This is a genomic window from Kocuria sp. NPDC057446, assembly GCF_042802875.1.
In the GTDB taxonomy this organism is placed as follows: Bacteria; Actinomycetota; Actinomycetes; order Actinomycetales; family Micrococcaceae; genus Kocuria.
The window spans coordinates 1-23,202 of record NZ_JBHVDI010000027.1 but is presented as its reverse complement, the minus strand read 5'-3'; the positions used below and the strand labels follow the sequence as shown (position 1 = coordinate 23,202).

23 protein-coding genes are annotated in these 23,202 nt (G+C 73.7%); all 23 read right to left on the bottom strand.

The genetic code is table 11. The features are described 5' to 3' along the window. On the bottom strand, nt 1-561 hold the full coding sequence (gene rpoZ / locus ACFU0Y_RS05465) for a DNA-directed RNA polymerase subunit omega (RefSeq protein ID WP_380213436.1): 561 nt from the start codon (nt 559-561) through the stop codon (nt 1-3). A gap of 29 nt (nt 562-590) precedes the next feature. Continuing rightward, nucleotides 591-1,190, bottom strand: coding sequence for a guanylate kinase (gene gmk, locus ACFU0Y_RS05460; RefSeq protein ID WP_380213435.1), 600 nt, complete (start codon nt 1,188-1,190; stop codon nt 591-593). A gap of 72 nt (nt 1,191-1,262) precedes the next feature. Then, nucleotides 1,263-1,577 carry an integration host factor, actinobacterial type gene (gene mihF, locus ACFU0Y_RS05455; protein ID WP_380213434.1) on the bottom strand — a complete coding sequence of 105 codons (315 nt, stop codon included), beginning with the start codon at nt 1,575-1,577 and terminating at the stop codon, nt 1,263-1,265. A gap of 176 nt (nt 1,578-1,753) precedes the next feature. Then, the gene (gene pyrF / locus ACFU0Y_RS05450) at nt 1,754-2,653 is read right to left on the bottom strand and encodes an orotidine-5'-phosphate decarboxylase (RefSeq protein ID WP_380213433.1); all 900 of its coding nucleotides are present in this window, start codon (nt 2,651-2,653) and stop codon (nt 1,754-1,756) included. After that, nucleotides 2,646-5,966 carry a carbamoyl-phosphate synthase large subunit gene (gene carB, locus ACFU0Y_RS05445; RefSeq protein WP_380213432.1) on the bottom strand — a complete coding sequence of 1,107 codons (3,321 nt, stop codon included), beginning with the start codon at nt 5,964-5,966 and terminating at the stop codon, nt 2,646-2,648. Before carB ends, pyrF begins: the two co-directional genes overlap by 8 nt. Nucleotide 5,967: 1 nt before the next feature. Then, on the bottom strand, nt 5,968-7,224 hold the full coding sequence (gene carA / locus ACFU0Y_RS05440; RefSeq protein ID WP_380213431.1) for a glutamine-hydrolyzing carbamoyl-phosphate synthase small subunit: 1,257 nt from the start codon (nt 7,222-7,224) through the stop codon (nt 5,968-5,970). Nucleotides 7,225-7,285: 61 nt separating this feature from the next. Next, entirely contained in the window at nt 7,286-7,789 is a 504-nt protein-coding gene (locus tag ACFU0Y_RS05435) for an ABC transporter permease (protein WP_380213430.1), read from the bottom strand. A gap of 39 nt (nt 7,790-7,828) precedes the next feature. Then, the gene (locus ACFU0Y_RS05430; RefSeq protein ID WP_380213429.1) at nt 7,829-9,139 is read right to left on the bottom strand and encodes a dihydroorotase; all 1,311 of its coding nucleotides are present in this window, start codon (nt 9,137-9,139) and stop codon (nt 7,829-7,831) included. Between the two features lie 4 nt (nt 9,140-9,143). Further along, nucleotides 9,144-10,142: an aspartate carbamoyltransferase catalytic subunit gene (locus ACFU0Y_RS05425; protein ID WP_380213428.1), complete on the bottom strand. Its 999-nt coding sequence runs from the start codon at nt 10,140-10,142 to the stop codon at nt 9,144-9,146. Continuing rightward, nucleotides 10,139-10,762, bottom strand: coding sequence for a bifunctional pyr operon transcriptional regulator/uracil phosphoribosyltransferase PyrR (gene pyrR / locus ACFU0Y_RS05420; protein WP_380213427.1), 624 nt, complete (start codon nt 10,760-10,762; stop codon nt 10,139-10,141). The genes ACFU0Y_RS05425 and pyrR overlap by 4 nt, the downstream gene beginning before the upstream one ends. 133 nt (nt 10,763-10,895) lie before the next feature. After that, a complete protein-coding gene (locus tag ACFU0Y_RS05415) occupies nt 10,896-11,687 on the bottom strand; it encodes an ABC transporter permease (protein WP_380213426.1) in 792 nt (263 codons plus the stop codon). After that, the gene (locus tag ACFU0Y_RS05410) at nt 11,677-12,609 is read right to left on the bottom strand and encodes an ABC transporter ATP-binding protein (protein WP_380213425.1); all 933 of its coding nucleotides are present in this window, start codon (nt 12,607-12,609) and stop codon (nt 11,677-11,679) included. Before ACFU0Y_RS05410 ends, ACFU0Y_RS05415 begins: the two co-directional genes overlap by 11 nt. 72 nt (nt 12,610-12,681) lie before the next feature. Beyond that, nucleotides 12,682-13,092: a transcription antitermination factor NusB gene (gene nusB / locus ACFU0Y_RS05405; RefSeq protein WP_380213424.1), complete on the bottom strand. Its 411-nt coding sequence runs from the start codon at nt 13,090-13,092 to the stop codon at nt 12,682-12,684. Beyond that, nucleotides 13,089-13,652, bottom strand: a complete 564-nt coding sequence (gene efp, locus ACFU0Y_RS05400) for an elongation factor P (protein WP_380213423.1) — start codon at nt 13,650-13,652, stop codon at nt 13,089-13,091. The genes nusB and efp overlap by 4 nt, the downstream gene beginning before the upstream one ends. Nucleotides 13,653-13,728: 76 nt before the next feature. Next, on the bottom strand, nt 13,729-14,844 hold the full coding sequence (gene aroB, locus ACFU0Y_RS05395; protein ID WP_380213422.1) for a 3-dehydroquinate synthase: 1,116 nt from the start codon (nt 14,842-14,844) through the stop codon (nt 13,729-13,731). Beyond that, nucleotides 14,841-15,446, bottom strand: a complete 606-nt coding sequence (locus ACFU0Y_RS05390; RefSeq protein ID WP_380213421.1) for a shikimate kinase — start codon at nt 15,444-15,446, stop codon at nt 14,841-14,843. Before ACFU0Y_RS05390 ends, aroB begins: the two co-directional genes overlap by 4 nt. Then, nucleotides 15,443-16,735: a chorismate synthase gene (gene aroC / locus ACFU0Y_RS05385; RefSeq protein ID WP_380213420.1), complete on the bottom strand. Its 1,293-nt coding sequence runs from the start codon at nt 16,733-16,735 to the stop codon at nt 15,443-15,445. Before aroC ends, ACFU0Y_RS05390 begins: the two co-directional genes overlap by 4 nt. A 61-nt stretch (nt 16,736-16,796) precedes the next feature. Next, nucleotides 16,797-17,690, bottom strand: a complete 894-nt coding sequence (locus ACFU0Y_RS05380) for a shikimate dehydrogenase (protein WP_380213443.1) — start codon at nt 17,688-17,690, stop codon at nt 16,797-16,799. Next, nucleotides 17,681-18,904 (bottom strand): endolytic transglycosylase MltG, encoded by a 1,224-nt coding sequence (mltG, locus tag ACFU0Y_RS05375; protein WP_380213419.1) that lies wholly within the window; start codon nt 18,902-18,904, stop codon nt 17,681-17,683. Before mltG ends, ACFU0Y_RS05380 begins: the two co-directional genes overlap by 10 nt. Further along, a complete protein-coding gene (ruvX, locus tag ACFU0Y_RS05370) occupies nt 18,901-19,587 on the bottom strand; it encodes a Holliday junction resolvase RuvX (protein ID WP_380213418.1) in 687 nt (228 codons plus the stop codon). Before ruvX ends, mltG begins: the two co-directional genes overlap by 4 nt. Further along, nucleotides 19,584-22,280, bottom strand: coding sequence for an alanine--tRNA ligase (gene alaS, locus ACFU0Y_RS05365; RefSeq protein ID WP_380213417.1), 2,697 nt, complete (start codon nt 22,278-22,280; stop codon nt 19,584-19,586). Before alaS ends, ruvX begins: the two co-directional genes overlap by 4 nt. Beyond that, a complete protein-coding gene (locus ACFU0Y_RS05360) occupies nt 22,280-22,645 on the bottom strand; it encodes a hypothetical protein (RefSeq protein WP_380213416.1) in 366 nt (121 codons plus the stop codon). Before ACFU0Y_RS05360 ends, alaS begins: the two co-directional genes overlap by 1 nt. Further along, entirely contained in the window at nt 22,642-23,070 is a 429-nt protein-coding gene (locus ACFU0Y_RS05355) for a DUF948 domain-containing protein (protein ID WP_380213415.1), read from the bottom strand. Before ACFU0Y_RS05355 ends, ACFU0Y_RS05360 begins: the two co-directional genes overlap by 4 nt. Nucleotides 23,071-23,202: the final 132 nt, after the last annotated feature.

Genomic DNA, 23,202 nt, shown 5'->3' with positions numbered 1-23,202 from the left:
TCACTGGTCCTGGAGGTCCCCGGGCTCCCGCCCCGGCTCCTCCGGGGCGGCGTCCGCGGCGTCGCCGGCGCCGTCGGAGGCGTTGTCGGCGGCGATGGCCGCGCCGCTGCCGGGCAGGTCGCCCAGCGGCTCGGGGGCAGAGGCCTCGGCGGCGGAGGAGAAGTCCACCGAGGTGCCGCCGGAGAAGGCGGCGTCCACGGAGAAGTCCACGGCGTCCTCCTCGGTGCCCTGGGCGAAGAAGTCCGCGCCGAAGACGTCGGCCGCGAGGTCGGCCTCCGTGGTGAGCTGGCCGTTCTCGGCGAACCCGGCGTGCTCGACCGGGCGGCCCTCGATCAGGCCCTCGTCGATCTCCCGGAAGGAGATCGACAGCGGCTTCTCGTTGAGCTGGGTGTCCACGAGCGGGCCGACGTACTCGAACAGGCCCTCGTGCAGCTGCGAGTAGTAGGCGTTGATCTGCCGGGCCCGCCGGGCGCCGAAGATGACGAGCCCGTACTTGGAGTCGGACTTCTTCAGCAGGGCGTCGATCGGCGGGTTGATGATGCCTTCGGTGTGGGTAGACAAGCGATTGCTCCAGACGGGGTGGACGGGTCTCAGGATGCCGGCTCGGGGTCGACCCCCATGAGCTGCACGAGTTCGGCGGCGGCGCGCTCGACCCGGTCGTTGATCACGGTGTGGTCGAACTCCGGCTCTGCCGCGAGTTCCAGTTTAGCGGTTTCCAGCCGGACCTGCTGTTCGGCGGCCGTCTCGGTGCCCCGGCCGACGAGCCGGGCGACCATCTCGTCCCAGCTCGGCGGGGCGAGGAACACGAAGGTGGCCTCCGGCATGGTGCTGCGGATCTGGCGGGCGCCCTGCAGGTCGATCTCGAGCAGGACGCTGCGCCCGCGCCCGAGGGCCTCCTCCACCGTGGAGCGCAGCGTGCCGTAGCGGTGCGAGTTGTGCACCACGGCCCACTCGAGCAGCCGGCCGTCGCGGGCCATGGCGTCGAACTCCTCGTCGGAGACGAAGAAGTAGTGCGTGCCGTCGACCTCCCCGGGGCGGGGGTCCCGGGTGGTCGCGGACACGGACAGCCACACCTGCGGGTAGTGGTCCCGGACGTAGGTCGAGACCGTGCCCTTGCCCACGGCGGTGGGTCCGGCGAGCACGGTCAGGGACGGGCGCGCGGCGCGGGGCGCGTCGGGGCTCACAGGCATCCTCCTGGGACTGGGGTGTTTCCCCCAATCTAGCGGATCGTGCCCGGGCCCTCCGCGCCCCGCCCGCGGGCGTCAGCGGTCGAGGTGCTCGATGAGCGCCCTGCGCTGGTGGACGCCGAGCCCGCGCAGCCGCCGGGTGCGGGCGATGCCGATCTCGTCCATGATCGCCGCGGAGCGGACCTTGCCGATGCCGGGGGTGGCCTCGAGCAGGTCCGAGACCTTCAGCCGGCTCACGGCCTCGTCCCGGTCCGCGCGCTCGAGGATCTCGGCGACCGTCATGCGGCGTTCGCGCAGCCCCTTCTTCACGTCGGCGCGCGCCGTCCGTGCCCTGGTGGCCTTCTCCCTCGCGGCGGCTCGCTCGTCGTCGGTCAACGGACGCAGTGCCATGTGGTTCCTCCTCGTCGCCACGGACTGCAGCCCCCGTCCCGCGGAGGGACGGACAGCCCGTTTGCTAAAGAAACTACATGAACATCGATGCTTCGCAAGGCGACACGACCGTGGCGTGACCAGGGGTCTCGTCGCCGGGGAGCCGGCCGGAGGAGGCGTGGGAGCCCCTGCGGGGCTCAGCCCAGGGCGTCCGCCAGCTCCGCCGCGGAGCGGCGGACCGCCTCCCGCAGCGCGGCCACCGCCGGCCCCCGGCGCAGGATCGCCCGGCTCGAAGCCGCGAGCACCTGGCCGGCCGCGGCGCCGAACACGGCCGGCAGCTCCTCGGCGCGGGCGCCCTGCGCGCCGTAGCCGGGGGCCAGCAGCGGGCCGCGCACCGCCGTGAGGTCGATGCCGAGCTCGGTCAGGGCGCCGCCGACCGTGGCGCCCACCACGAGCCCGCAGGAGCCCAGGCCCGTCGCGGCGGCGTCCCCGGCCCCGAGGAGCCGGGCGTTCTCGGCGGCGGCCGCCGCGCACACGGCGCCCGCCACCGAGCCGCGGCCGCCCACGTGCTGGACGGAGCGGCCCTCGGGGTTGGAGGTGAGCGCGAGCACGAAGGTGCCACGGCCGGTGCGGGCCGCGAGGTCCAGGGCAGGGCGCAGCGACTCGAAGCCGAGGTAGGGGCTGAGGGTCACGGCGTCGGCCGCGAGCGGGGAGCCCTCCCCCAGCCACGCGGCCGCGTAGGCCTCCATCGTGGAGCCGATGTCCCCGCGCTTGGCGTCGGCCACGGTCAGCAGCTCCGCCGCCCGCGCCTGCGCGAGCACCTCCTCGAGCACGGCGAAGCCGGCGGCGCCGTAGGGCTCGTACAGCGCCACCTGCGGCTTGATCGCGGCGGCGTGCCCGGCGGCCGCCTCGAGGACCGTCAGCGTGAACCGGCGCAGGCCCTCGGCGGTGCGGGGCAGGCCCCAGTCGTCCAGCAGCGCCGGGTGCGGGTCGATCCCCACGCACAGCGGCCCGTGCACGGCCGCCGCGGCGCCCAGCCGCGCCCCGAAGGGGGCGCGGCCGGGGGCGGCGGGCGCCGCGGGGACGGGCTCAGGCACGCGCGGCCTCGAGCTCGCCGGCGCGGACCAGCTCCGCGAGGCGCAGCTCGTGCTCCTGCAGGCTCGTCACGTCCCACGAGTAGGCGCGCAGCGCCGTGACGGCCTGGAGAGCGGCGCCCAGCACGGAGACCGTGGTCATCAGGGGCACACCCACGCTGGTGGCGGCGGCGCGGATCTCGTAGCCGTCGCCCCGGGCGGCGCCGCCGGCCGGGGTGTTGAAGATCAGGTCGATCTCCCCGTCCGCGATGAGGTCCACGATGGTCCGCTCTCCGGGGGCCGTCTCCCGGATCTTGCGGACCACGGTGGACTCGATGCCGTTGCGGCGCAGCACGTCGGCGGTCCCGCCGGTGGCGAGGATCTCGAAGCCGAGGTCGCGGAACATCCGCACGTAGGCGATCGAGGAGCGCTTGTCCTTGTTGGCCACGGAGACGAACATCCGCCCGGACGTGGGCAGGGACACGTTGGCCGCGGCCTGGGCCTTGGCGAAGGCGGTGTCGAAGTACTTGTCCAGGCCCATGACCTCGCCGGTGGAGCGCATCTCCGGGCCCAGCAGGGAGTCGACCACGGCGCCCTCGGCGGTGCGGAACCGGGCGAAGGGCAGCACGGCCTCCTTCACGGCCACCGGGGCCGAGGCGGGCAGCGTGGATCCGTCGATCCGCTGCGGCAGGTGGCCGTCGGACCGCAGCTGGGCGATGGTCGTGCCGGTGCCGATGAGGGCGGCGGCCTTGGCGAGCTGCACGCCCGTGGCCTTGGACACGAACGGCACCGTGCGGGAGGCCCGCGGGTTCGCCTCGATGACATAGAGGATGTCGGAGGCCACGGCGAACTGGATGTTGATGAGCCCGCACACGCCCACCCCGCGGGCGATGGCCAGCGTGGCCTCGCGCACGCGCTCGACCACGTCCGGGCCGAGGGTGATGGAGGGCAGTGTGCACGCGGAGTCCCCGGAGTGGATGCCGGCCTCCTCGAGGTGCTCCATGACCCCGCCGACGTAGAGCTCCCGGCCGTCGTAGAGGGCGTCCACGTCGATCTCGACGGCGTCCTCGAGGAACTTGTCGATCAGCGCGGGCCGCGAGGCGGAGACCTCGGTGGCGTTCTGCAGGTAGCGGGCCAGGGCCGGCTCGTCGTAGACGATCTCCATGCCTCGGCCGCCGAGCACGTACGAGGGGCGCACGAGCACCGGGTAGCCGATGTCGTCGGCGATCCGCTTGGCGGCCTCGAAGGTGGACGCCGTGCCGTTCTTCGGCTGGCGCAGACCGGCCCCGGCGAGCACGCGGGCGAACTCGCCGCGGTCCTCGGCGAGGTCGATGGCCTCGGGGGTGGTGCCGAGCACGGGCACGCCCGCGGCCTTGAGCTGGGCGGCGAGCTTGAGGGGGGTCTGCCCGCCCAGCTGCACGAACACCCCCAGCAGCCCGCCGGTGCGCCGCTCCGCCTCGACGACCTCCATGACGTCCTCGAAGGTCAGCGGTTCGAAGTACAGCCGCGTGGAGACGTCGTAGTCGGTGGAGACGGTCTCCGGGTTGCAGTTGACCATGACGGTCTCGTGCCCGGCCTCGCGCAGCGCCATGGACGCGTGCACGCACGAGTAGTCGAACTCGATGCCCTGCCCGATCCGGTTCGGCCCGGAGCCGAGGATCATGATCGAGGGCCGCTCGTGCCGGCCGACCTCGTTCTCCTCGTCGTAGGAGGAGTAGTGGTACGGGGTGAACGCCTCGAACTCCGCGGCGCACGTGTCCACGGTCTTGAACACGGGCCGGATGCCCAGGGCGTGGCGCACGCCGCGGACCACGTCCTCGTCCAGGTGGGCGAGCTCGCCGATCTGGGCGTCCGAGAAGCCGTGTCGCTTGGCCAGGCGCAGGGTGCGGACCGTGAGGTCGGCGTCCTCGCGCACGACGTCCGCGACCTCGTTGAGCAGCACCAGCTGGTCGAGGAACCAGGGGTCGATGCCCGTGGCCTCGAAGAGCCGCTCCACCGAGGCCCCCGCGAGCAGCGCCTGCTGCACCTGCCGGAGCCGCTCCGTGGTGGGCGTCCGGGTGGTCTCGACGAGCCGCGCCAGGGCGTCGTCGTCGAGCTCAAGGCGCACGAAGGAGAAGTCGGAGTCCTTCTGCTCGAGGGAGCGCATGGCCTTCTGCAGCGCCTCGGTGAAGTTGCGCCCGATCGCCATGGCCTCGCCGACGGACTTCATGGTGGTGGTCAGCGTGGGGTCCGCGGCCGGGAACTTCTCGAACGCGAAGCGCGGGATCTTCACGACGACGTAGTCCAGGGTCGGCTCGAAGGACGCGGGGGTCTTGCGGGTGATGTCGTTGGGGATCTCGTCGAGGGTGTAGCCCAGCGACAGCTTCGTGGCGATCTTGGCGATCGGGAAGCCGGTGGCCTTGGAGGCCAGCGCCGAGGACCGGGAGACGCGGGGGTTCATCTCGATGACCACGACGCGGCCGGTGTCGGGCTCGACCGCGAACTGGACGTTGCACCCGCCGGTGTCCACCCCGACCTCGCGGATCACGGCGATCGCGATGTCGCGCAGCTTCTGGTACTCGCGGTCGGTGAGCGTCATGGCCGGGGCCACGGTGATCGAGTCCCCGGTGTGCACGCCCACGGGATCGAGGTTCTCGATGGAGCACACGACCACGACGTTGTCGTGCTTGTCGCGCATCATCTCCAGCTCGTACTCCTTCCAGCCGAGGATGGACTCCTCGAGGAGCACCTCGGAGGTGGGGCTGTACTGGATGCCGGCGCCGGCGATGCGGTGCAGGTCCTCCTCGTCGTAGGCCATGCCCGAGCCGAGCCCGCCCATCGTGAAGGAGGGGCGCACGACCATGGGGTAGCCGAGCTCCTCGGCGGCGGCGAGGGCCTCCGGCATGGAGTGCACGATCACGGAGCGGGCGGACTCGGCGCCGCAGCGCTCCACGACGCCCTTGAACGCCTCCCGGTCCTCGGCGAGGTTGATCGCCTCGACGTCCGCCCCGATGAGCTCGACGCCGTACTTCTCGAGCACGCCGTTCGCGTCCAGGGCGATGGCCGTGGTGAGGGCCGTCTGCCCGCCCAGGGTCGGCAGCACGGCGTTGGGCCGCTCCTTGGCGATGATCTTCTCCACCACCTCGGGGGTGATGGGCTCCACGTAGGTCGCGTCGGCGAACTCGGGGTCGGTCATGATGGTCGCCGGGTTGGAGTTCACGAGGATGACCCGCAGGCCCTCCTCCTTGAGCACCCGGAGGGCCTGCGTGCCCGAGTAGTCGAACTCGGCGGCCTGTCCGATGACGATCGGCCCGGAGCCGATGACCAGAACGCTGGTGAGATCTGTCCTGCGCGGCATGTCAGTTCTGCCCTTCTTCCTGTGCGTTCGGGGTGTCCTCGGAGCTCTGGGCGCCCTGGGCGCCGCCGGGGACGGCGTTGTCGATGCCCGGGTCGGCGCGGCCGTCCCGGTGGCTGTCCATCAGCTCGATGAACCGGCCGAAGAGGTAGGAGGCGTCGTGCGGGCCGGCGGCGGCCTCCGGGTGGTACTGCACCGAGAACGCGGGCAGGTCGAGGCAGTTGAGGCCCTCCACCACGTCGTCGTTGAGGCACACGTGGCTGACCTCGACGCGGCCGAACTCGCCCAGGGGCGCCTCGACCGGGCCGTCCAGGGGCGCGTCCACGGCGAAGCCGTGGTTGTGGGCGGTGATCTCCACGCGGCGGGTCCTGCGGTCCAGCACCGGCTGGTTGATGCCGCGGTGGCCGAAGACGAGCTTGTAGGTGCCGAAGCCCAGGGCCCGGCCGAGCAGCTGGTTGCCGAAGCAGATCCCGAAGAACGGGATGCCGGCGCGCAGCACCTCCCGCAGGGTCTCCACCTGGCGCTCGGCGGTGGCGGGGTCGCCGGGGCCGTTGGAGAAGAACACCCCGCGCGGGGACAGGGCCCGGATCTGCTCGAAACCGGTGTCGGCGGGCACCACGTGCACGCGCACCCCGCGCTCGGCGAAGCGGTGCGGGGTCATGGACTTGATCCCGAGGTCCACCGCCACGAGCTCGTGCAGCACCTGCCCCGTCCAGCCGTGCTCGGCGGGCTCGACGACGTAGGCCTCCGGGGCCGAGACGGTCTCGGCGAGCCGGCGGCCCTCCATCCGCTCGGCCGCGCCGACCGCGGCCACGAGCTCGGCGTCGGGGCGCAGCGCGGCGTCCCCGGAGAAGATCCCGCCGCGCATCGCGCCGCGGTCGCGCAGGTGACGGGTGATCGCCCGGGTGTCGACGTCCTGGATGCCGACGACGCCCTGCGCGGCCAGCTGCTCGTCCAGGGAGCCCTCGGAGCGCCAGTTGGACGGGCGACGGGCGGCGTCGCGCACGACGTAGCCGGACACCCAGATCCGCCGGGACTCGGCGTCGGCGGCGTTGACGCCGGTGTTGCCGATGTGCGGTGCGGTCTGCACCACGAGCTGGCCGGCGTAGGACGGGTCGGTGATGGTCTCCTGGTAGCCGGTCATGCCGGTGGAGAACACGGCTTCGCCGAGGGCGGTGCCGAGCGCGCCGTAGGCGCGGCCGCGGAAGACGCGGCCGTCCTCCAGCACGAGCACGGCGGGGTCAGTGGTGATCGAGCTCAAGGTCGTCCTCACGTTCGGGTCTGTGGGTCGGGAAGGCGGGGCGGCGGCGGGCGCCAGCAGGTCAGGAGTGCGGTGCGGGGACGATCGCCTCCACGGCGTCGAGGAGGCGCTGCTTGTCCTCGGCCCGCTGGGTGCGGAAACCGGTGTCCACCACGGTGGAGCCCAGGGTCCAGGTGAGCACGGCGAGCCCGTCCTTCTCCACGAACTTGCCGACCATGCCCGAGCTCGTGCCCACGGCCACGAGGTCCGCGGCGGGGACGAACAGGGCCGGGGCGCCCTGGCGGTCGAGCAGCACGCCGTCGTCGAGGACGAGGGCCGTCGCCCGGGCGCGGACGCCCAGCCCGTGGGCGGCGATCCGCTCGAGCGGGGCGCCGGACTCCGTGGTGCTCACGTACATGCCCGGGATCACGAGCCGGGGCTCGCGCTCCTCGATCCCCGGCGGCGGCACGGCCGGCGCCGGGATCCCGGACTGGCGCCGCACGCGCGTGCGCCAGCCCCGGCGGAGCAGGGCGAACAGCACGGCGAGGACGAGGACCGTGACGAGCACGGTGGTGAGCTGGTCCATGGGACGGGGGCCTCCGGGCGGTGGATGGTGTCGGCGCGGTCAGGCGGCGGGGGTCGGGGCGGGGCGGTGCAGGGCCCCGTCGAGGACGGTGGGGTGGCCGCGGAGGAAGGTGGCGCGGACCGCGCCGGGCAGCTCCATGCCGCGGTAGGGGCTGTTGCGGCCCTTCGACGCGTGCCGGGCGGGGTCCACCACGGTGGTCGCGGCCGGGTCCCACAGGGTGATGTTCGCGGGCTCCCCCTCCTCGAGCGGCCGGCCCTGACCGGCCAGGCGCCCGATCCGGGCGGGGGTCGCCGAGGTGATCCGGGCGACGTCGCGCCAGGTCAGCAGGCCGGTGTCGACGAGGCTGAGCTGCACCACGGACAGCGCGGTCTCGAGCCCGGTCATCCCGTTGGCCGCGCAGGACCACTCGCACTCCTTGTCCTCGGCCGGGTGCGGGGCGTGGTCGGTGCCGATCACGTCGATGGTGCCGTCGGCCACGGCCTCGCGCAGGGCGCGCACGTCCTCGTCCGTGCGCAGCGGCGGGTTGACCTTGTACACCGGGTCGAAGCTGCGGACCCGCTCGTCGGTGAGCAGCAGGTGGTGCGGGGTGGCCTCGGCGGTGACGTCGATGCCGCGCTGCTTGGCCCAGCGCACGATGTCCACGGAGCCGCGGGTGGAGAGGTGGCAGATGTGCACCCGGGAGCCCACGTGCTCGGCGAGCAGGACGTCGCGGGCGATGATGGCCTCCTCCGCGACGGCGGGCCAGCCGGTGAGCCCGAGCTCGGCGGAGACGGAGCCCTCGTTCATTTGGGCGCCCTCGGTCAGCCGCGGCTCCTGGGCGTGCTGGGCCACGACCCCGTCGAAGCCCTTGACGTACTCCAGTGCCCGGCGCATGAGCACCGGGTCGTGCACGCACATGCCGTCGTCGGAAAACATCCGCACCGCGGCGCGGGACTCGGCCATCGCCATGATCTCGGCGAGCCGCTCGCCCTTCAGGCCCACGGTCACGGCGCCCACCGGGCGGACGTCGACCCAGCCCGCGGAGCGGCCCAGCTCGTGCACCTGCTCCACGACTCCGGCCGTGTCCGCCACGGGGTCCGAGTTGGCCATGGCGAAGACGGCGGTGTAGCCGCCGAGGGCGGCGGCCCGGGTGCCGGTCTCGACGGTCTCGGCGTCCTCCCGGCCCGGCTCGCGCAGGTGCGTGTGGATGTCCACGAGCCCGGGCAGGGCCACGAGACCGGCGGCGTCGACGACGCGGGCCCCGCCCGCGGCGAGGTCCGGGCCGATGCGCCGGATCACCCCGTCCTCGACGAGGATGTCGGCGGTCTGCTCGCCGAGCAGCTCGGCGCCCTGGATGAGGTACGAGGTCACGGGTTCAGCGCTCCTGGGGGTGCGGGGTGGAGGTGGGGTCGAGGTCGTCGCCGGCCAGCAGCAGGTAGAGCACCGACATCCGCACCGAGACGCCGTTGCGCACCTGGTCCAGGACCGTGGAGCGCGGGGAGTCCGCCGCGGCCGAGGAGATCTCCAGGCCGCGGTTCATGGGCCCCGGGTGCATGATCGCCGTGGACGCCCCGGCGGCGTCGAGGGCCGCGACCCGCTCGGGGGTCAGCCCCCACTCGCGGGCGTACTCCTGGGGGGTCGGGAAGAACGCGGCGTGCATCCGCTCCCGCTGCACGCGCAGCATCATCACGGCGTCCGGCGCCGGGTCCAGGGCCTCGTCGAGGGAGAACACCACCCGGCACGGCCAGTCCGCGATGCCGACCGGCAGCAGGGTGGGCGGGGCCACGAACGTGACGCGGGCGCCCAGGGTGGTGAACAGCCACAGGTCGGAGCGTGCCACCCGGGAGTGCAGGACGTCGCCGACGATCACCACGTGCAGCCCCTCGAGGTCGAGCCCGCGGGTGCTGTCGCGGCCCTCGGTGCGGGCACGGTGCTGGCGCAGCGTCATGGCGTCGAGCAGGGCCTGCGTGGGGTGCTCGTGGGTGCCGTCGCCGGCGTTGACCACGGCCGCGTCGATCCAGTCGGACTCGGCGAGCTGCTGCGGGGAGCCGGAGGCCGAGTGCCGGATCACCACGGCGTCGGCGCTCATCGCCGCGAGGGTCTGTGCGGTGTCCTTGAGGGACTCCCCCTTGGAGACCGAGGAGCCCTTCGCGGAGAAGTTGAGGACGTCCGCGGACAGTCGCTTGGCGGCCGTCTCGAAGGAGATGCGGGTGCGCGTCGAGTCCTCGAAGAAGAGGTTGACCACGGTGCGGCCCCGCAGCGCGGGGAGCTTCTTGACGGAGCGCTGGCCCACCGCGGCCATCTGGTCCGCGGTGTCCAGGACCGTCAGGGCGGCGTCGTAGGAGAGGTCCTTCGTGGACAGCAGGTGCCTCATGCGCCGGTCCCGGGCGCGGTGGTCTCGATGACCACGCAGTCGGCGTTCTCGTCCGCGCGCGGCTCCGGGTCGGTCTCGGTCAGGCGGACCCGGACCTTCTCCTGGGACGAGGTGGGGAGGTTCTTGCCGACGTGGTCGGCGCGGACGGGCAGCTCCCGGTGGCCGCGGTCGACGAGGACGGCCAGGCGGACCACGCGGGGGCGCCCCACGTCCACGAGGGCGTCGAGGGCGGCGCGCACGGTGCGCCCCGAGTACAGCACGTCGTCGACGAGGACCACGGTGCGCCCGTCGATGCCCTGCACGGGGATGCGGGTCGGCCGGGGGGCGCGGGCGGGGTTCTTGCGCAGGTCGTCGCGGAACATCGTGACGTCGAGCTGCCCGAGGCTCGCGGCGGCGTCGAAGCCGGGGTCGGTCGCGGCGATCTTGGCGGCGATCCGCTGGGCCAGCGGATAGCCGCGGCGGGGAATGCCGAGCAGGACGAGGTCCGAGCTGCCCTTGTTGGCCTCGAGGATCTCGTGGGCGATGCGCGTCAGGGCGCGGTCGATGTCGGCTGCCGAGAGGATGACGCGCGCGGCGGTGGGTCCCGTCGGGGGACCGGCCGCGGAGGGGTCGTCGGTCAAGGGTGCCGCCTCCTTCCCCGCCTCACAGGACGGACTTAAAGGTTGCTTGCTCGCCCCAAACTAGCACAGCGGCCCTGACGCCCCGGGCCCGGTGTGACCTCCGCCTCCCCTCTCCCCCGGCGGCCCGGCCCGGTCAGGCACTGTGGTCCGCCCGCTCCCACCAGGCGGCGGTGGCCGCGGCCGAGCCGAGGGCCACGAGCACGACGCCCGGGACCCCGGCCGCGCCGGCGTCCGCGGTGCCCGGGCCGGCCGTTCCGGCGAGCAGGGCGGGCACCGCCCAGGGGAACCACGCGCCGTGCCCGACGGCGGCGAGCACCTGGGCCACGAGGACGGTGAGGAACAGGACGGCCACGGCGGGCAGGTAGCCCCGGCCCACGCTCGCGGCCAGCCCGTAGGACGCGGCGAGGCCCGCCGTGAGCAGCCCGGCGACCAGGACGCCGCCGGCGCCGCGCAGGGCCGCGCCGGCCGTCCAGCCGGGCAGTCCGAGGGCCGTGCCCAGCAGGAGCACGAGGCCGACGAGGAGCACGGTGAGCGCGGTGCACCACACGAGCAGCAGCAGCAGCTTCGCCAGGACCACGGCGGTGCGCGAGGTGGGCAGGGCCAGCAGGTCGGTCGCGGTCCGGTCCGAGAACTCCCGGCCGAAGAGCCAGACCGCTGCGGTCCCGAAGATGATCAGCCCGCCCACCGCCACGGTCTGCGCGGCCAGGGCGAAGTACCCGGGCCAGTCCGCGGTGCCGCCGGTGAGCTGGGCCTTGGCGCCCAGCAGCCCCAGGGTCCGGGCGCGGTCGACGTCCTGCAGCACGAACATGAAGAACGCCCCGACCGCCCCGGCGAGGGCGACGGCCCCGGCGGTGGCCCACGGCACGCGGGAGCGGCGCAGCTTGAGCACCTCCGCGTGCAGCGCGGCGGCGAGCTCACCGGTCACCGCTGCGCTCCCCCGGGTGCTCGGCGCCCACCAGGCGCAGGAAGTGGGCCTCCAGGTCCTCCCGGACCACCGCCAGAGCGGTGGGCGGCACCCCGCCGTGGACGAGGGCGGCGGCCACGTCCTCGGGCCGGTCCGTGGCCCGGGCGCCCTCGAGCACGACCGTCCCGGCCGCGCGGCGCGCCGGAAGGCCGGCGGCGGCCAGGACGCGCACCGCCCGGGCGTCGTCGCGCGTGCTGAGCTCCAGGCGGCGGTGCACCCGGTCCGGCAGGGCGGCCGTGCCGAACTCGTCGATCAGCGCGCCCCGGTGCAGCACGCCGACCCGGGTGGCGACACGGGCCACCTCCCCGAGCAGGTGGCTCGAGAGGAGCACGGCGGTGCCGTGCTCGCGGGCGAGGCGCCCCAGCAGGGCCCGGACCTCCACGACGCCCGCCGGGTCCAGGCCGTTGACCGGCTCGTCGAGGACCAGCAGGGACGGGCGGTGCAGCATGGCCCGGGCGAGGGCCAGCCGCTGCAGGTTGCCCTGGGAGAGCACGCGGGCACGGCGGTCGGCGTGCTCGGTCAGCCCGAACAGCTCCACGGCGTCCTGCACCGCGCCCGGCGACCGCAGCCGCCGCAGCCGGCGCGCGAGCTCCAGGTTCTCGCGCACGGTCAGCTCCGGATAGGCGGCGGCGGACTCCACGAGGTAGCCGACCGCCGCGAGGGCCGACCGGTCGCCGCGGCCGCGGCCCAGGACCGTGACGGTGCCCGCCGAAGGGCGGACCATGCCGAGCACCACCCGCATCAGCGTGGTCTTGCCGGCGCCGTTGAGCCCCAGCAGCGCGTAGAGCTCCCCCGGGCGGACCTCGAGGCTCACGCGGTCGACGGCGCGCACGGGGCCGTAGTGCTTCGAGACGCCCTGCAGGTGCAGCGCGGGAGCGCTCACGCGAACCTCCCCGGAACGGACGGTCGTGGTCCCCGCATGGTAGCGCCCCCGGGCGCAGGACCGCGTCCCGGCTCAGCCCAGCAGGGTCGGCTTCATCTGCTGCAGACGGCCGAGCAGGCCGTTGACGAAGCGCGGGGAGTCGTCGCCCGCGAGCTCCTTCGCGAGGCCCACGGCCTCGGCCACGGCGACCCCGTCGGGGACGTCGTCGTTGAACAGCAGCTCCCAGGCGCCCACGCGCAGCACGTTGCGGTCCACGGCCGGCATCCGCTCCAGCGTCCAGCCCTGGGAGTACGTCTCGAGGTACTCGTCGAGCTCACCGCGGCGCATCGTGACGCCGAGCACGAGCTCCTCGGCGTACGGGGAGACCAGCGAGTCGCTGTGCAGCCGGCGCCGCTCCATGACCTCGCGGGCGTCCTCGGAGCGCTGCTCGGCCTCGAAAAGGATCTCCACGGCGCGCCGGCGCGCCTTGCCGCGGGCGCTCACTCGTTGACGCGGCCCAGGTAGTCACCCGTGCGGGTGTCGACCTTGACCTTGGTGCCCTGCTCGAGGAACAGCGGCACCTGGATCTGGTAGCCGGTCTCCACGGTGGCGGGCTTGGTGCCACCGGTGGAGCGGTCGCCCTGCAGGCCCGGCTCGGTGTAGGTGATCTCGAGGACCACGGACGCGGGCAGCTCGATGTAGAGGGGGGCGCCCTCGTGCATCGCGATGGTCGCGTTCAGGTTCTCGAGCATGAAGTTGGCGGCGTCGCCCACCACGTCGCCGGGGACCGTGATCTGGTCGTAGGTCTTGTTGTCCATGAAGACGTAGTCGGCGCCGTCCTGGTACAGGTACTGGTACTCGCTGCGGTCCACCGTGGCGGTCTCGATCTTGGCGCCCGCGTTGAAGGTCTTGTCCACGACCTTCCCGGAGGTGATGTTGCGCATCTTGGTGCGCACGAACGCCCCGCCCTTGCCCGGCTTGACGTGCTGGAACTCGATGACGTTCCAGAGGTTGCCCTCAAGCTTCAGGACGGTGCCGTTCTTGATGTCGTTGGTGGTAGCCACAGGTTCTCTCTCTGGTTGTCTGCGAAGTCGGCAGGTCGGCGCGGAAAGGGGGTGTCGTCCCGGACCGCGGACCAGTCTAGCTGGGCGCGCCCTCGGCGATCTCCTGGTAGGTCGCGAAGAGGATCGCGGGATCGGGGACCTCGAGCACGCGGGGCCGGCCGACGGCGTCGAGGACGACGAAGCGCAGCAGGTTCCCGCGGGTCTTCTTGTCCCGCTTCATGACCTCCAGCAGCCGCGGCCACTGGTCCCACCGGTAGGTGGTCGGCAGGCCGAGGGAGGCGAGGATGCTGCGGTGGCGCTCGACGACGTCGTCGGCCAGGTTCCCGGCGGTGCGGGCCAGCTCCGCGGCGAAGACGAGTCCCACGGAGACGGCGGCGCCGTGGCGCCACTGGTAGCGCTCGTTGTGCTCGATCGCGTGGCCGAGGGTGTGCCCGTAGTTGAGGACCTCCCGGCGGCCGGCCTCGCGCAGGTCGCCGGAGACGATCTCGGCCTTGACCCGGATGCTGCGCTCCACGAGCTCGCGCACCACCTCGGACTGGGAGTCGCGCACGGCCGCGGGGTCGGTCTCGAGGAGCTCGAGGATCCGCTCGTCGGCGATGAAGCCGCACTTGACGACCTCGGCCATGCCGGTGAGCAGCTCGTTCTCGGGCAGCGTCCGCAGGGTGTCGAGGTCGCACAGCACGGCCGCGGGCGGGTGGAAGGCGCCCACGAGGTTCTTGCCCTCGGCGGTGTTGATCCCGGTCTTGCCGCCCACGGCGGCGTCGACCATGCCGAGCAGGGTGGTGGGCACGTGCACCACGCGCACGCCGCGCAGCCAGGTGGCGGCCACGAAGCCCGCGAGGTCGGAGACCGCGCCCCCGCCCACGGAGACGATCGCGTCGGAGCGGGTGAAGTCGTTCTGCCCGAGGACCTGCCAGCAGAAGGACGCCACCTGGACGTGCTTGCCCTCCTCGGCGTCCGGGATCTCCGCGGTGAACGCCTGGTAGCCCTGGCCGCGCAGCTCCTCCATGACCACGTCGCCGGTGCTGCGCAGCGCCCGCGGGTGGATGACGAGCACCCGCTGGACCCGGTCCCCGAGCACGCGGGGGACCTCCCCCAGCAGCCCGTGGCCCACGAGCACGTCGTAGTTCTCGGCCGGACGGTCCCCGGTGACGGGGATGGTCGTGACGGTGCGGGGAGCGGACTCGCTCATGCCTGGATCTCCTCGGTGCTGTCGGTGGCGGCGGCGCGCGCGGCGCGCAGGCGGACGAGCTCCGCCTCGAGGTCGGCGCCGATCTCGGCGACGGGCCGGTTGCCCCGCCCGTCGAGGGTGATGTCCGCGAGCTCCTCGTAGCAGGCGCGGCGGGACTCGTAGAGCTCCTGCCAGCGCCGCTCCGGGTCCGGCTGGAGCATGGGCCGGGTCCGGTTGCCGCTGATCCGGGGCAGCACGGTCTCGGTGTCCACCTCGAGGTAGGCCACGATCTCGTCCCGCAGCAGCTCGCGGGTGGACGGGGTCATGGGGGCGCCGCCGCCCACGGAGAAGATGGCGTTGGCGTGGTCGGGGTCCCGGAGGATCTCGGCGACGGTGTCCGCCTCGAGGTCGCGGAAGTACTTCTCGCCGTGCTCGGCGAAGATGCCCGAGATCACCCCGTAGCGGGAGACGATGACCTGGTCGGCGTCCACGAAGTCGTAGCCGTAGAACTTGGACATGTGCAGGGCGAGGAAGGACTTGCCGGCGGCCATGGGCCCGATCAGCACCACGGGCCGCTGCGGGACCGCGGCGGCGTCGGCCGGGGCGGGGAACTGGGCGTTCACGCCTGGCCCTCCCCGGTCTCGGCCGGCGCCACGAGGGGGTCGCCCATGTGGTCGTCGCGGGCCGCGGCGGCGTCGTCCTCGAAGGCCCCGAGCTCGCCGGCGGAGTGCAGGGACTCCGGGATCGCGGCGAGGTAGGCGTCCTTGTTGCGGGCGGTCTCGGCGATCGAGTCGCCGCCGAACTTCTCCGTCACGGCGTCGGCGAGCACGAGGGCCACCATGGCCTCCGCCACGACGCCGGCGGCCGGCACGGCACAGACGTCCGAGCGCTGGTGGTGGGCGCGGGCGGCCTCGCCGGTGGCGACGTCCACGGTGCGCAGGGCCTTCGGCACGGTGGCGATCGGCTTCATGGCCGCGCGCACGCGCAGGACGTCCCCGATCGACATGCCGCCCTCGATCCCGCCGGCCCGGTTGCTGACGCGGCGCACGACGCCGTCGGCGCCGCGGGAGATCTCGTCGTGGGCCTCGGAGCCGGGACGCGCGGCGGTCAGGAAGCCGTCGCCGACCTCGATGCCCTTGATGGCCTGGATGCCCATGAGGGCCCCCGCCAGGCGGGAGTCCAGCCGGCGGTCCCAGTGCACGTAGGAGCCGAGCCCCGGCGGCAGCCCGTAGGCGAGGACCTCGACGACGCCGCCGAGGGTCTCCCCGTCCTTGTGGGCGGCGTCCACCGCGGCCACCATGGCCTCCGCCGTGGCGGGGTCGAAGCAGCGCAGCGGGTCGGCGTCGAGGCCCGGGACGTCGGCGGGCAGCGGGCGCGGGGCGTCCACCGGGGCGCTGACGGCGCCCACGGCGGTCGTGTGCGAGACCAGGTGCACGCCCACGGCCTCGAGCATCTTCGCGGCGACCGCGCCGAGGGCCACGCGGGTGGCGGTCTCCCGGGCGCTGGCCCGCTCCAGCACGGGCCGGGCCTCGTCGAAGCCGTACTTCTGCATCCCGGTCAGGTCGGCGTGACCGGGACGGGGCCGGGTCAGCGGGGCGTTGCGGGCGCGGCCCGCGAGCACCTCCGGATCCACGGGGTCCGCGGACATGACCTCGCGCCACTTGGGCCACTCGGTGTTGGCGATCTCGATCGCCACGGGACCGCCCTGGGTCACGCCGTGGCGGACGCCGCCGAGCAGGCGCACCTGGTCCTGCTCGAACTTCATCCGCGCGCCGCGCCCGTAGCCGAGCCGCCGGCGCGCGAGGGCGTCGCGGACGTCCTCGCTGGTCAGGCCGACACCCGCCGGGACGCCCTCGATGATCCCGACGAGCGCCTCGCCGTGCGACTCGCCGGCCGTGAGCCAACGCAACATAACAACTCTTTCCGTTCGGGGTCTCGGCGGCGGGCCCTGGGGGCGCGCCGGCCGACAGGTCTCAGGTGCGGGGCAGGGAGGGTGCGGTGCGGACGGGCCGCCCCACGGCCGTGCACATCGCGGCGACCACGTCCTGCTCGCGGGGCAGGGGTGTGCCCGCGTCGCGGCCGGTGAACAGGCGGATCTGGTCCACCGCCTGGAAGATCAGCATATCGAGTCCCGGGGCCACCGCTCCCCCGGCCCGGGACCAGGACCCGGCGACCGCCGAGGGCCACGGGTCGTAGGCGGCGTCGAGCAGGACCCCGGTGGTGCTCCGGGCGGCGGCCTCCAGCTGCCCCGCCAGCTCGTCCGCGCCGTGCGGCGGGAGGGTCGAGACGACCACGTCATACCCGGTCAGGGCGTCCGGGGCCTCGTCCCAGGCCCGCAGGCGCACGGGGATCCCGAGCCGGCGTCCCGCCTCGACGGCCCGGCCGGCGCGGGAGGCCGTGCGCACGAAGACGTCCACGGCGGCGGCACCGAGCCGCTGCGCGGCGGCGACGGCGGCCGTGGCCGTGCCGCCCCCGCCGAGGACGGCGGCCCGGGGGGCGTCCGGGACGGCGCCGGCCGCGAGCACCGCGCCCACGATGCCGGCGACGTCGGTGTTGTGGCCCAGCACCGTCCCGTCGGGGCGGAAGAGCAGGGTGTTGACCGCGCCCACGGCGTCCCCGAGCGCCGTGAGCTCGTCGGCGCACGCGGCGGCGACGGACTTGAGCGGCATCGTCACGGACAGCCCGCGCCAGGCGGGGTCGCCCCGGCGGGCGTCGACGAACGGCGGGAGCTGCTCCTCGACCAGGTCGTGGGCGTCGTAGTGCACGTCCTCCCCCAGCACCGCGTACGCGGCGCGGTGCAGGTCCGGGGACCTCGAGTGGCCGATGGGGTGGCCGACCACGGCGGCCCGGGCGGGGCTCACCCGCACCGGCCCTCGTTCTCGCCGCACCACTGGTTGTACTCCTCCACGTACCCGAGGTGCTCCGCGTAGGTCTCGGCGAACTTCGTCTCGCCCGTGTCGAGGTCCACGGTCACCCAGAAGTAGTAGTCGTTGTCCTGCGGGTCCGCGGCCGCCACGATGGCGGCGTCGCCCGGGGAGCCGATCGGGCCCACCGGCAGTCCCGGGTTCGCGAAGGTGTTGTACCGGTTGGACTCGTCGCGGCGCTCCTCCTCCGAGAAGTCGTAGCTCCTGCGGTCGAGCCCGTAGGTCACGGAGGCGTCCGACTGGATGAACCCGGAGGTCTCCCCGTCGGGGTTGTCGAGGCGGTTCTGGATCGCGCCGGCGACCACGTCGTAGTGCTCCGGCTGGACCTCGAACTCGATGATCGAGCCGATCGTGAGCACCTCGAAGATCTGCTCCTCGTCGGTGATGCCGTTGTCCTCGAGGGTCGTGCGGGTGCGGTCCACCATGGTCTGCAGGACCTGCTCCGCCGTGGCGTCCAGGGGGAACCGGTACTCGCCGGGGTGCAGCCAGCCCTCGAGGGTCGGGAAGCGGTCCGGGATCCCGAACGCGGCCGTGTCTCCCTCGTAGGCCTCGAACTCGGAGACGGGGATGCCGGTGGACTCGCTGAGCACCCCGAACGTGTCGGACATCCGCAGCGTCCGGTTGACCGCGGCGTAGTGGGTCGCCTCGTCCTCCTCCATGAGCGCGTCCACGGCGGCCTCCGAGCTCATCTCCGTGCGCAGCTCGTACTCGCCGGGCTGGATGAACTGCTCGGCGTGCTCCTCCTGGTAGGTCTCGATGAACGTGTCGGCGTCGGCCACGATCCCCTGCGACTCGAGGGCCACGGCGATCTGGCCCGTGGTCGCGCCCTCGGACACGGAGAACGTCACGGGGTCCTTGCCGTCGCCGCGGTAGTCGCGGATCTCGAACCAGCCGAAGGTGGAGCCCAGCACGGACACGGTGATCAGCGCGGCGAGCAGGAACAGGGCGATGGCCGTGGTCAGGGACACGCGCCCGCGGCGCCGGCGCCGCTTGATCTGCTCGGGGGTGAGCTCCTCGTGCTCGAAGACGCCGCGCAGGCCGGAGGAGGGCTCCCGCGACGACGGGGCGTCCAGCAGGCTGCCCAGTCCGCCGCCGGACGACTCGCGGTGCGCCTCGTGTCGGCGGGGCGCCGACTGGTCGTACGGGTCGTCGCTCACGAATGCTCTCCGTCCGGATCGGTGGTCGTCAACGGCGCCGTGCGCGCCCGGTCGGGCGCTCCGGCGGAGTCCTCGGCGGCGCCCTCGGCCGTGGTCCCGGCTCCGGTGGACGGCTCCCCGTGGTGCCCCGCGACAGGACCCTGCCCGTCGTGGTCCCCTCCATTATGCGGGACGGCGGGCGGCGCGGCGCCGGGGACCGGCGGGTCCACCGGCGCGCCGGGCTCCGAGCCGGTGGCCCGGGCCCGGTCCACGGCGCTCTGCAGGATGGTGGCCGCGGCCACCTGGTCGACCTTGTCCATGTGGTCGCGGCGGGCGACCCCGGCTTCCAGGAGCGCCCGGTGGGCGTCCACGGTGCTCAGGCGCTCGTCGACCAGCCGCACCGGCACGTCCCGGCCCTTCACCCGCAGCCGCCGCACGAGGGCCTGCGCGTAGTCCCGCGCCATGGCCGTCGAGGCGTTCTCCCCGCCGTCCAGGCTGCGGGGCAGCCCGACGTAGACGGCGACGACGTCGTGCTCCTGGACCAGACCGGCCAGCAGCTTCACGTCGAAGCCCTTCCGGGGGTCCCGCCGCAGCGTGGTGAGCGGCGTGGCGAGGATCCCGTCGGGGTCGCACAGGGCGACCCCGACGCGGACCAGGCCGACGTCGACCCCCATCCGCCGTCCCCGGGCGTAGGCGTCGCTCACGCGGCGGCGCCGCCCGTCGCCCGGGCGATGTCGGCCAGCACCGCGTCGAGGGCGTCCCCGCTCCGGGCGGGGTCCTGCCCGCCGCCCTGGGCGATGTCGTCCTTGCCGCCGCCCCCGCCGCCGAGGACCGTGGCGGCGGTGCGCACGAGCTTGCCGGCCTTCGCCCCGGCGTCGCGGGCGCCCTCGGTGGTGGCCACGAGGACCAGGGGCCGGCCCTTGGCCGTGCCCGTGACGGCGACGACGAACGGCTCGGCCGTCATCCGGCCGCGCAGGTCGAGGGCGAGCGAGCGGACGTCGTCGGCCCCGGCGACCTCGCCCATGTCGTGGGTGAGGACCTTGACCGCACCCACCTGGCGCACCCCGTCGAGCAGGGAGCCGGCCTGCGCCTGGAGCTTCTCCCGGCGCAGGACGGCGAGCTCCTTCTCGGCGGTCCTCAGCTTCTCGAGGGTGCCGGCGAGGCGCTCGGGCAGCTCCGCGGAGGACTGGACCTTCAGCATGCCGGTGAGCTGGTGCACGAGGGTGCGCTCGGCGGCGAGGTGCCGGAACGAGTCCAGGCCCACCAGCGCCTCGACGCGGCGGTTGCCCGAGCCCACGGACTGCTCGGTGAGCAGGGTGAGGGATCCGATCTGGGCGGTGCCGGCCACGTGCGTGCCGCCGCACAGCTCCCGGGACCACGGGCCGTTGAGCTCGACCACGCGCACCCGGTCCCCGTACTTCTCCCCGAACAGGGACATGGCGCCCATGGCCTTGGCCTCGGCGAGGGCCATCTCCTGTACGACGACCTCGTGGTTGGCGTGGATCGCCGCGTTGGAGACCTCCTCGATCTCCTGCCGCTGGGCCTCGGCGAGCCCCTCGCCCCAGGCGAAGTCGAAGCGCAGGTAGCCCTCCTTGTTGAAGGAGCCGCGCTGGACGGCCTCGGGGCCGAGGATGTCGTGCAGCGCCGCGTGCACGATGTGGGTCCCGGTGTGGGCCGCTTCGGCGGCCCGCCGCCGGGCGACGTCCACCTGGGCGAGGACCGTGGCCCCGGAGAGGGCCTCGCCCTCGCGCACGACCGCCTGGTGCACGGACAGCCCCTTCACGGGCTGCTGGACGTCGGTGACCTCGAGCACGAAGCCGTCGCCGCTGACCATGCCCTGGTCGGCGGCCTGGCCGCCGGCCTCGGCGTAGAAGGGCGTCTCGTCGAGGACGACCTCGACGTGGGTGCCCGCCGGGGCGGCGGGGACGGTGACGCCGTCCTGCAGCAGGGCCCGCAGCACGGTCTCGTGGCCGAGCCGGGTGTAGCCGGTGAACACCGATCCGCCCTCGTCCACGAGCCGGCGGAACACGGAGAGGTCGGCGTGGGCGCCCTTCTTGGCGCGGGCGTCCTGCTGCGCGCGACGGCGCTGCTCCTCCATCAGCCCGCGGAACGCCGTCTCGTCGACGGCGACCCCGGCCTCGGCGGCCATCTCCAGGGTGAGGTCGATCGGGAACCCGTAGGTGTCGTGCAGGGCGAAGGCCTCCGCGCCGGAGACGACCTGGCCCTGCCGGCGGGCGCCGGCCACGGCCTCGTTGAGCCGGGTGGTCCCGGACTCGATGGTCTTCAGGAACGCCCGCTCCTCGGCGTAGGCGATCCGGGAGATCCGCTCGAAGTCCTCGGCCACGTAGGGGTACACGCCGCGCATCGCGTCGCGGGACGCGGGCAGCAGCACGGGCAGGCAGGGCTCGGTGACGCCCATCAGGCGCATCGCGCGGATGGCGCGGCGCAGCAGGCGGCGCAGGATGTACCCGCGGCCCTCGTTGGACGGGCTCACGCCGTCGGCGATGAGCATCAGGGAGGAGCGGACGTGGTCGGCGACCACGCGCATCCGCACGTCGTCGTCGTAGCCCTCCTCGCCGGGCTTCTCGGAGCCGTGGTACCGCTTCCCCGAGAGCTCCGAGGCCCGGTCCAGGACGGGGCGGACCTGGTCGGTCTCGTAGAAGTTCTCGACGCCCTGGAGCAGCATGGCCAGGCGCTCGACGCCCAGGCCGGTGTCGATGTTCTGCTCCGGCAGGTCGCCCAGGATCTCGTAGTCCTTGCCCGAGCCCTCGCCGCGCTGGTACTGCATGAACACGAGGTTCCAGATCTCGATGTAGCGGTCGTCGTCGACCGCCGGGCCGCCCTCCCGGCCGTACCGGGGGCCTCGGTCGTAGAAGATCTCGGAGTCCGGCCCGGCGGGTCCGGGCTGGCCGGTGTCCCAGTAGTTCTCGTCCCGGCCCATCCTCTGGATCCGCTCGGCGGGCACGCCGACCGTGTCCTTCCACAGGGTGTAGGACTCCTCGTCGCCCTCGTAGACGGTCACCCACAGCCGCTCGGGGTCGAGGCCGAAGCCGCCCTGCTCGAGCGGGCTGGTGAGCAGCTCCCACGCCATGGGGATGGCGCGCTCCTTGAAGTAGTCGCCGAAGGAGAAGTTGCCGGCCATCTGGAAGAACGTGCCGTGCCGGGCGGTCTTGCCCACCTCGTCGATGTCGAGGGTGCGGATGCACTTCTGGATGGACGTGGCGCGCCGGTAGGGGGCGGTCTCCTGGCCGAGGAAGTACGGGATGAACGGGACCATGCCCGCGATCGTGAACATGGCACCCGGCTGGGAGGAGATCAGCGAGGCGGAGGGCACCACGGTGTGGCCCTGGCCTTCGAAGTAGTCCAGCCAGCGCTTGGTGATTTCCTGAGACAGCATTACCGGTGCTTTCCTTCGCGGTCGGTCGGGGGGTCGGTGGGGTCCGCCGCGGTCGCGCCGGGGGCGGCGGTGCCGTCGAGCACCGGCTGGGCGGCGCGGCGGCCGGTGAGGCGGGTGGCCGGCGGGCGGGGCGCGTCGACGCCGAAGGACGCCCGCAGCTCGGCCTCGCGCTCGTCCATGCCCGCGCGCACGGTGGCGGCGAAGCGGTAGAGCCGGGAGCGCCAGTCCCCGGCGCGGGGGGTGCGGGCCGCGCCGGGTGCGCCCGGCACGGAGAGGTCCTGACCGGGCGACCGTGCGAGACGGGTGGCGGCGGCGCCGAGCACGCCGCCGGCGGCCACGAGGGCGAGCCGGCCCCAGAAGCTCATGGCCGGTCCTCCCCCGGGGTGCCCGGGTCCTGCTCGTCGGCGGCCCCGAAGCGGTCGGCCCGGTGGGCGCCCTGCGGGGCGGGGTCGCCCGTGAACGCCCGGCGCACGCCGTGCGAGAACGCGGCTACCTTGATCAGCGGCTGGCCCACGGTGGAGGCCACCAGGGAGGACAGCGCGGAGACGTTCGCGGAGGCGTCGGAGACGTTGGTCGTGATCCCGTCGACCTTCTCGAGCTGCGAGTTGGTGGTCGAGACGGTGCGGGTGACCTCGTCGATGAGGGGGACGGTCTCGTTGTTGAGCGAGCGGATCGTCAGCCGCAGCTCGTCGAAGACCTTGCCGAGCTTGAGGATCGGCACCGCGAGCAGGAGCACCAGCACGGCGAACACCCCCGCGGCGAGCAGTCCTGCGATTTCTCCACCGGTCATGGGGCGGCGCGCTCCTTGCTGGTCGGGTCGAGGGGGCCGGTGCGGCGGGACCGCCCGGGCGTGCGGGGACGGGCACCGGTGCGGTGCCCGGGGATCAACTGTACCGAACGGAAGAGCCCGCGGCGCAGGCGC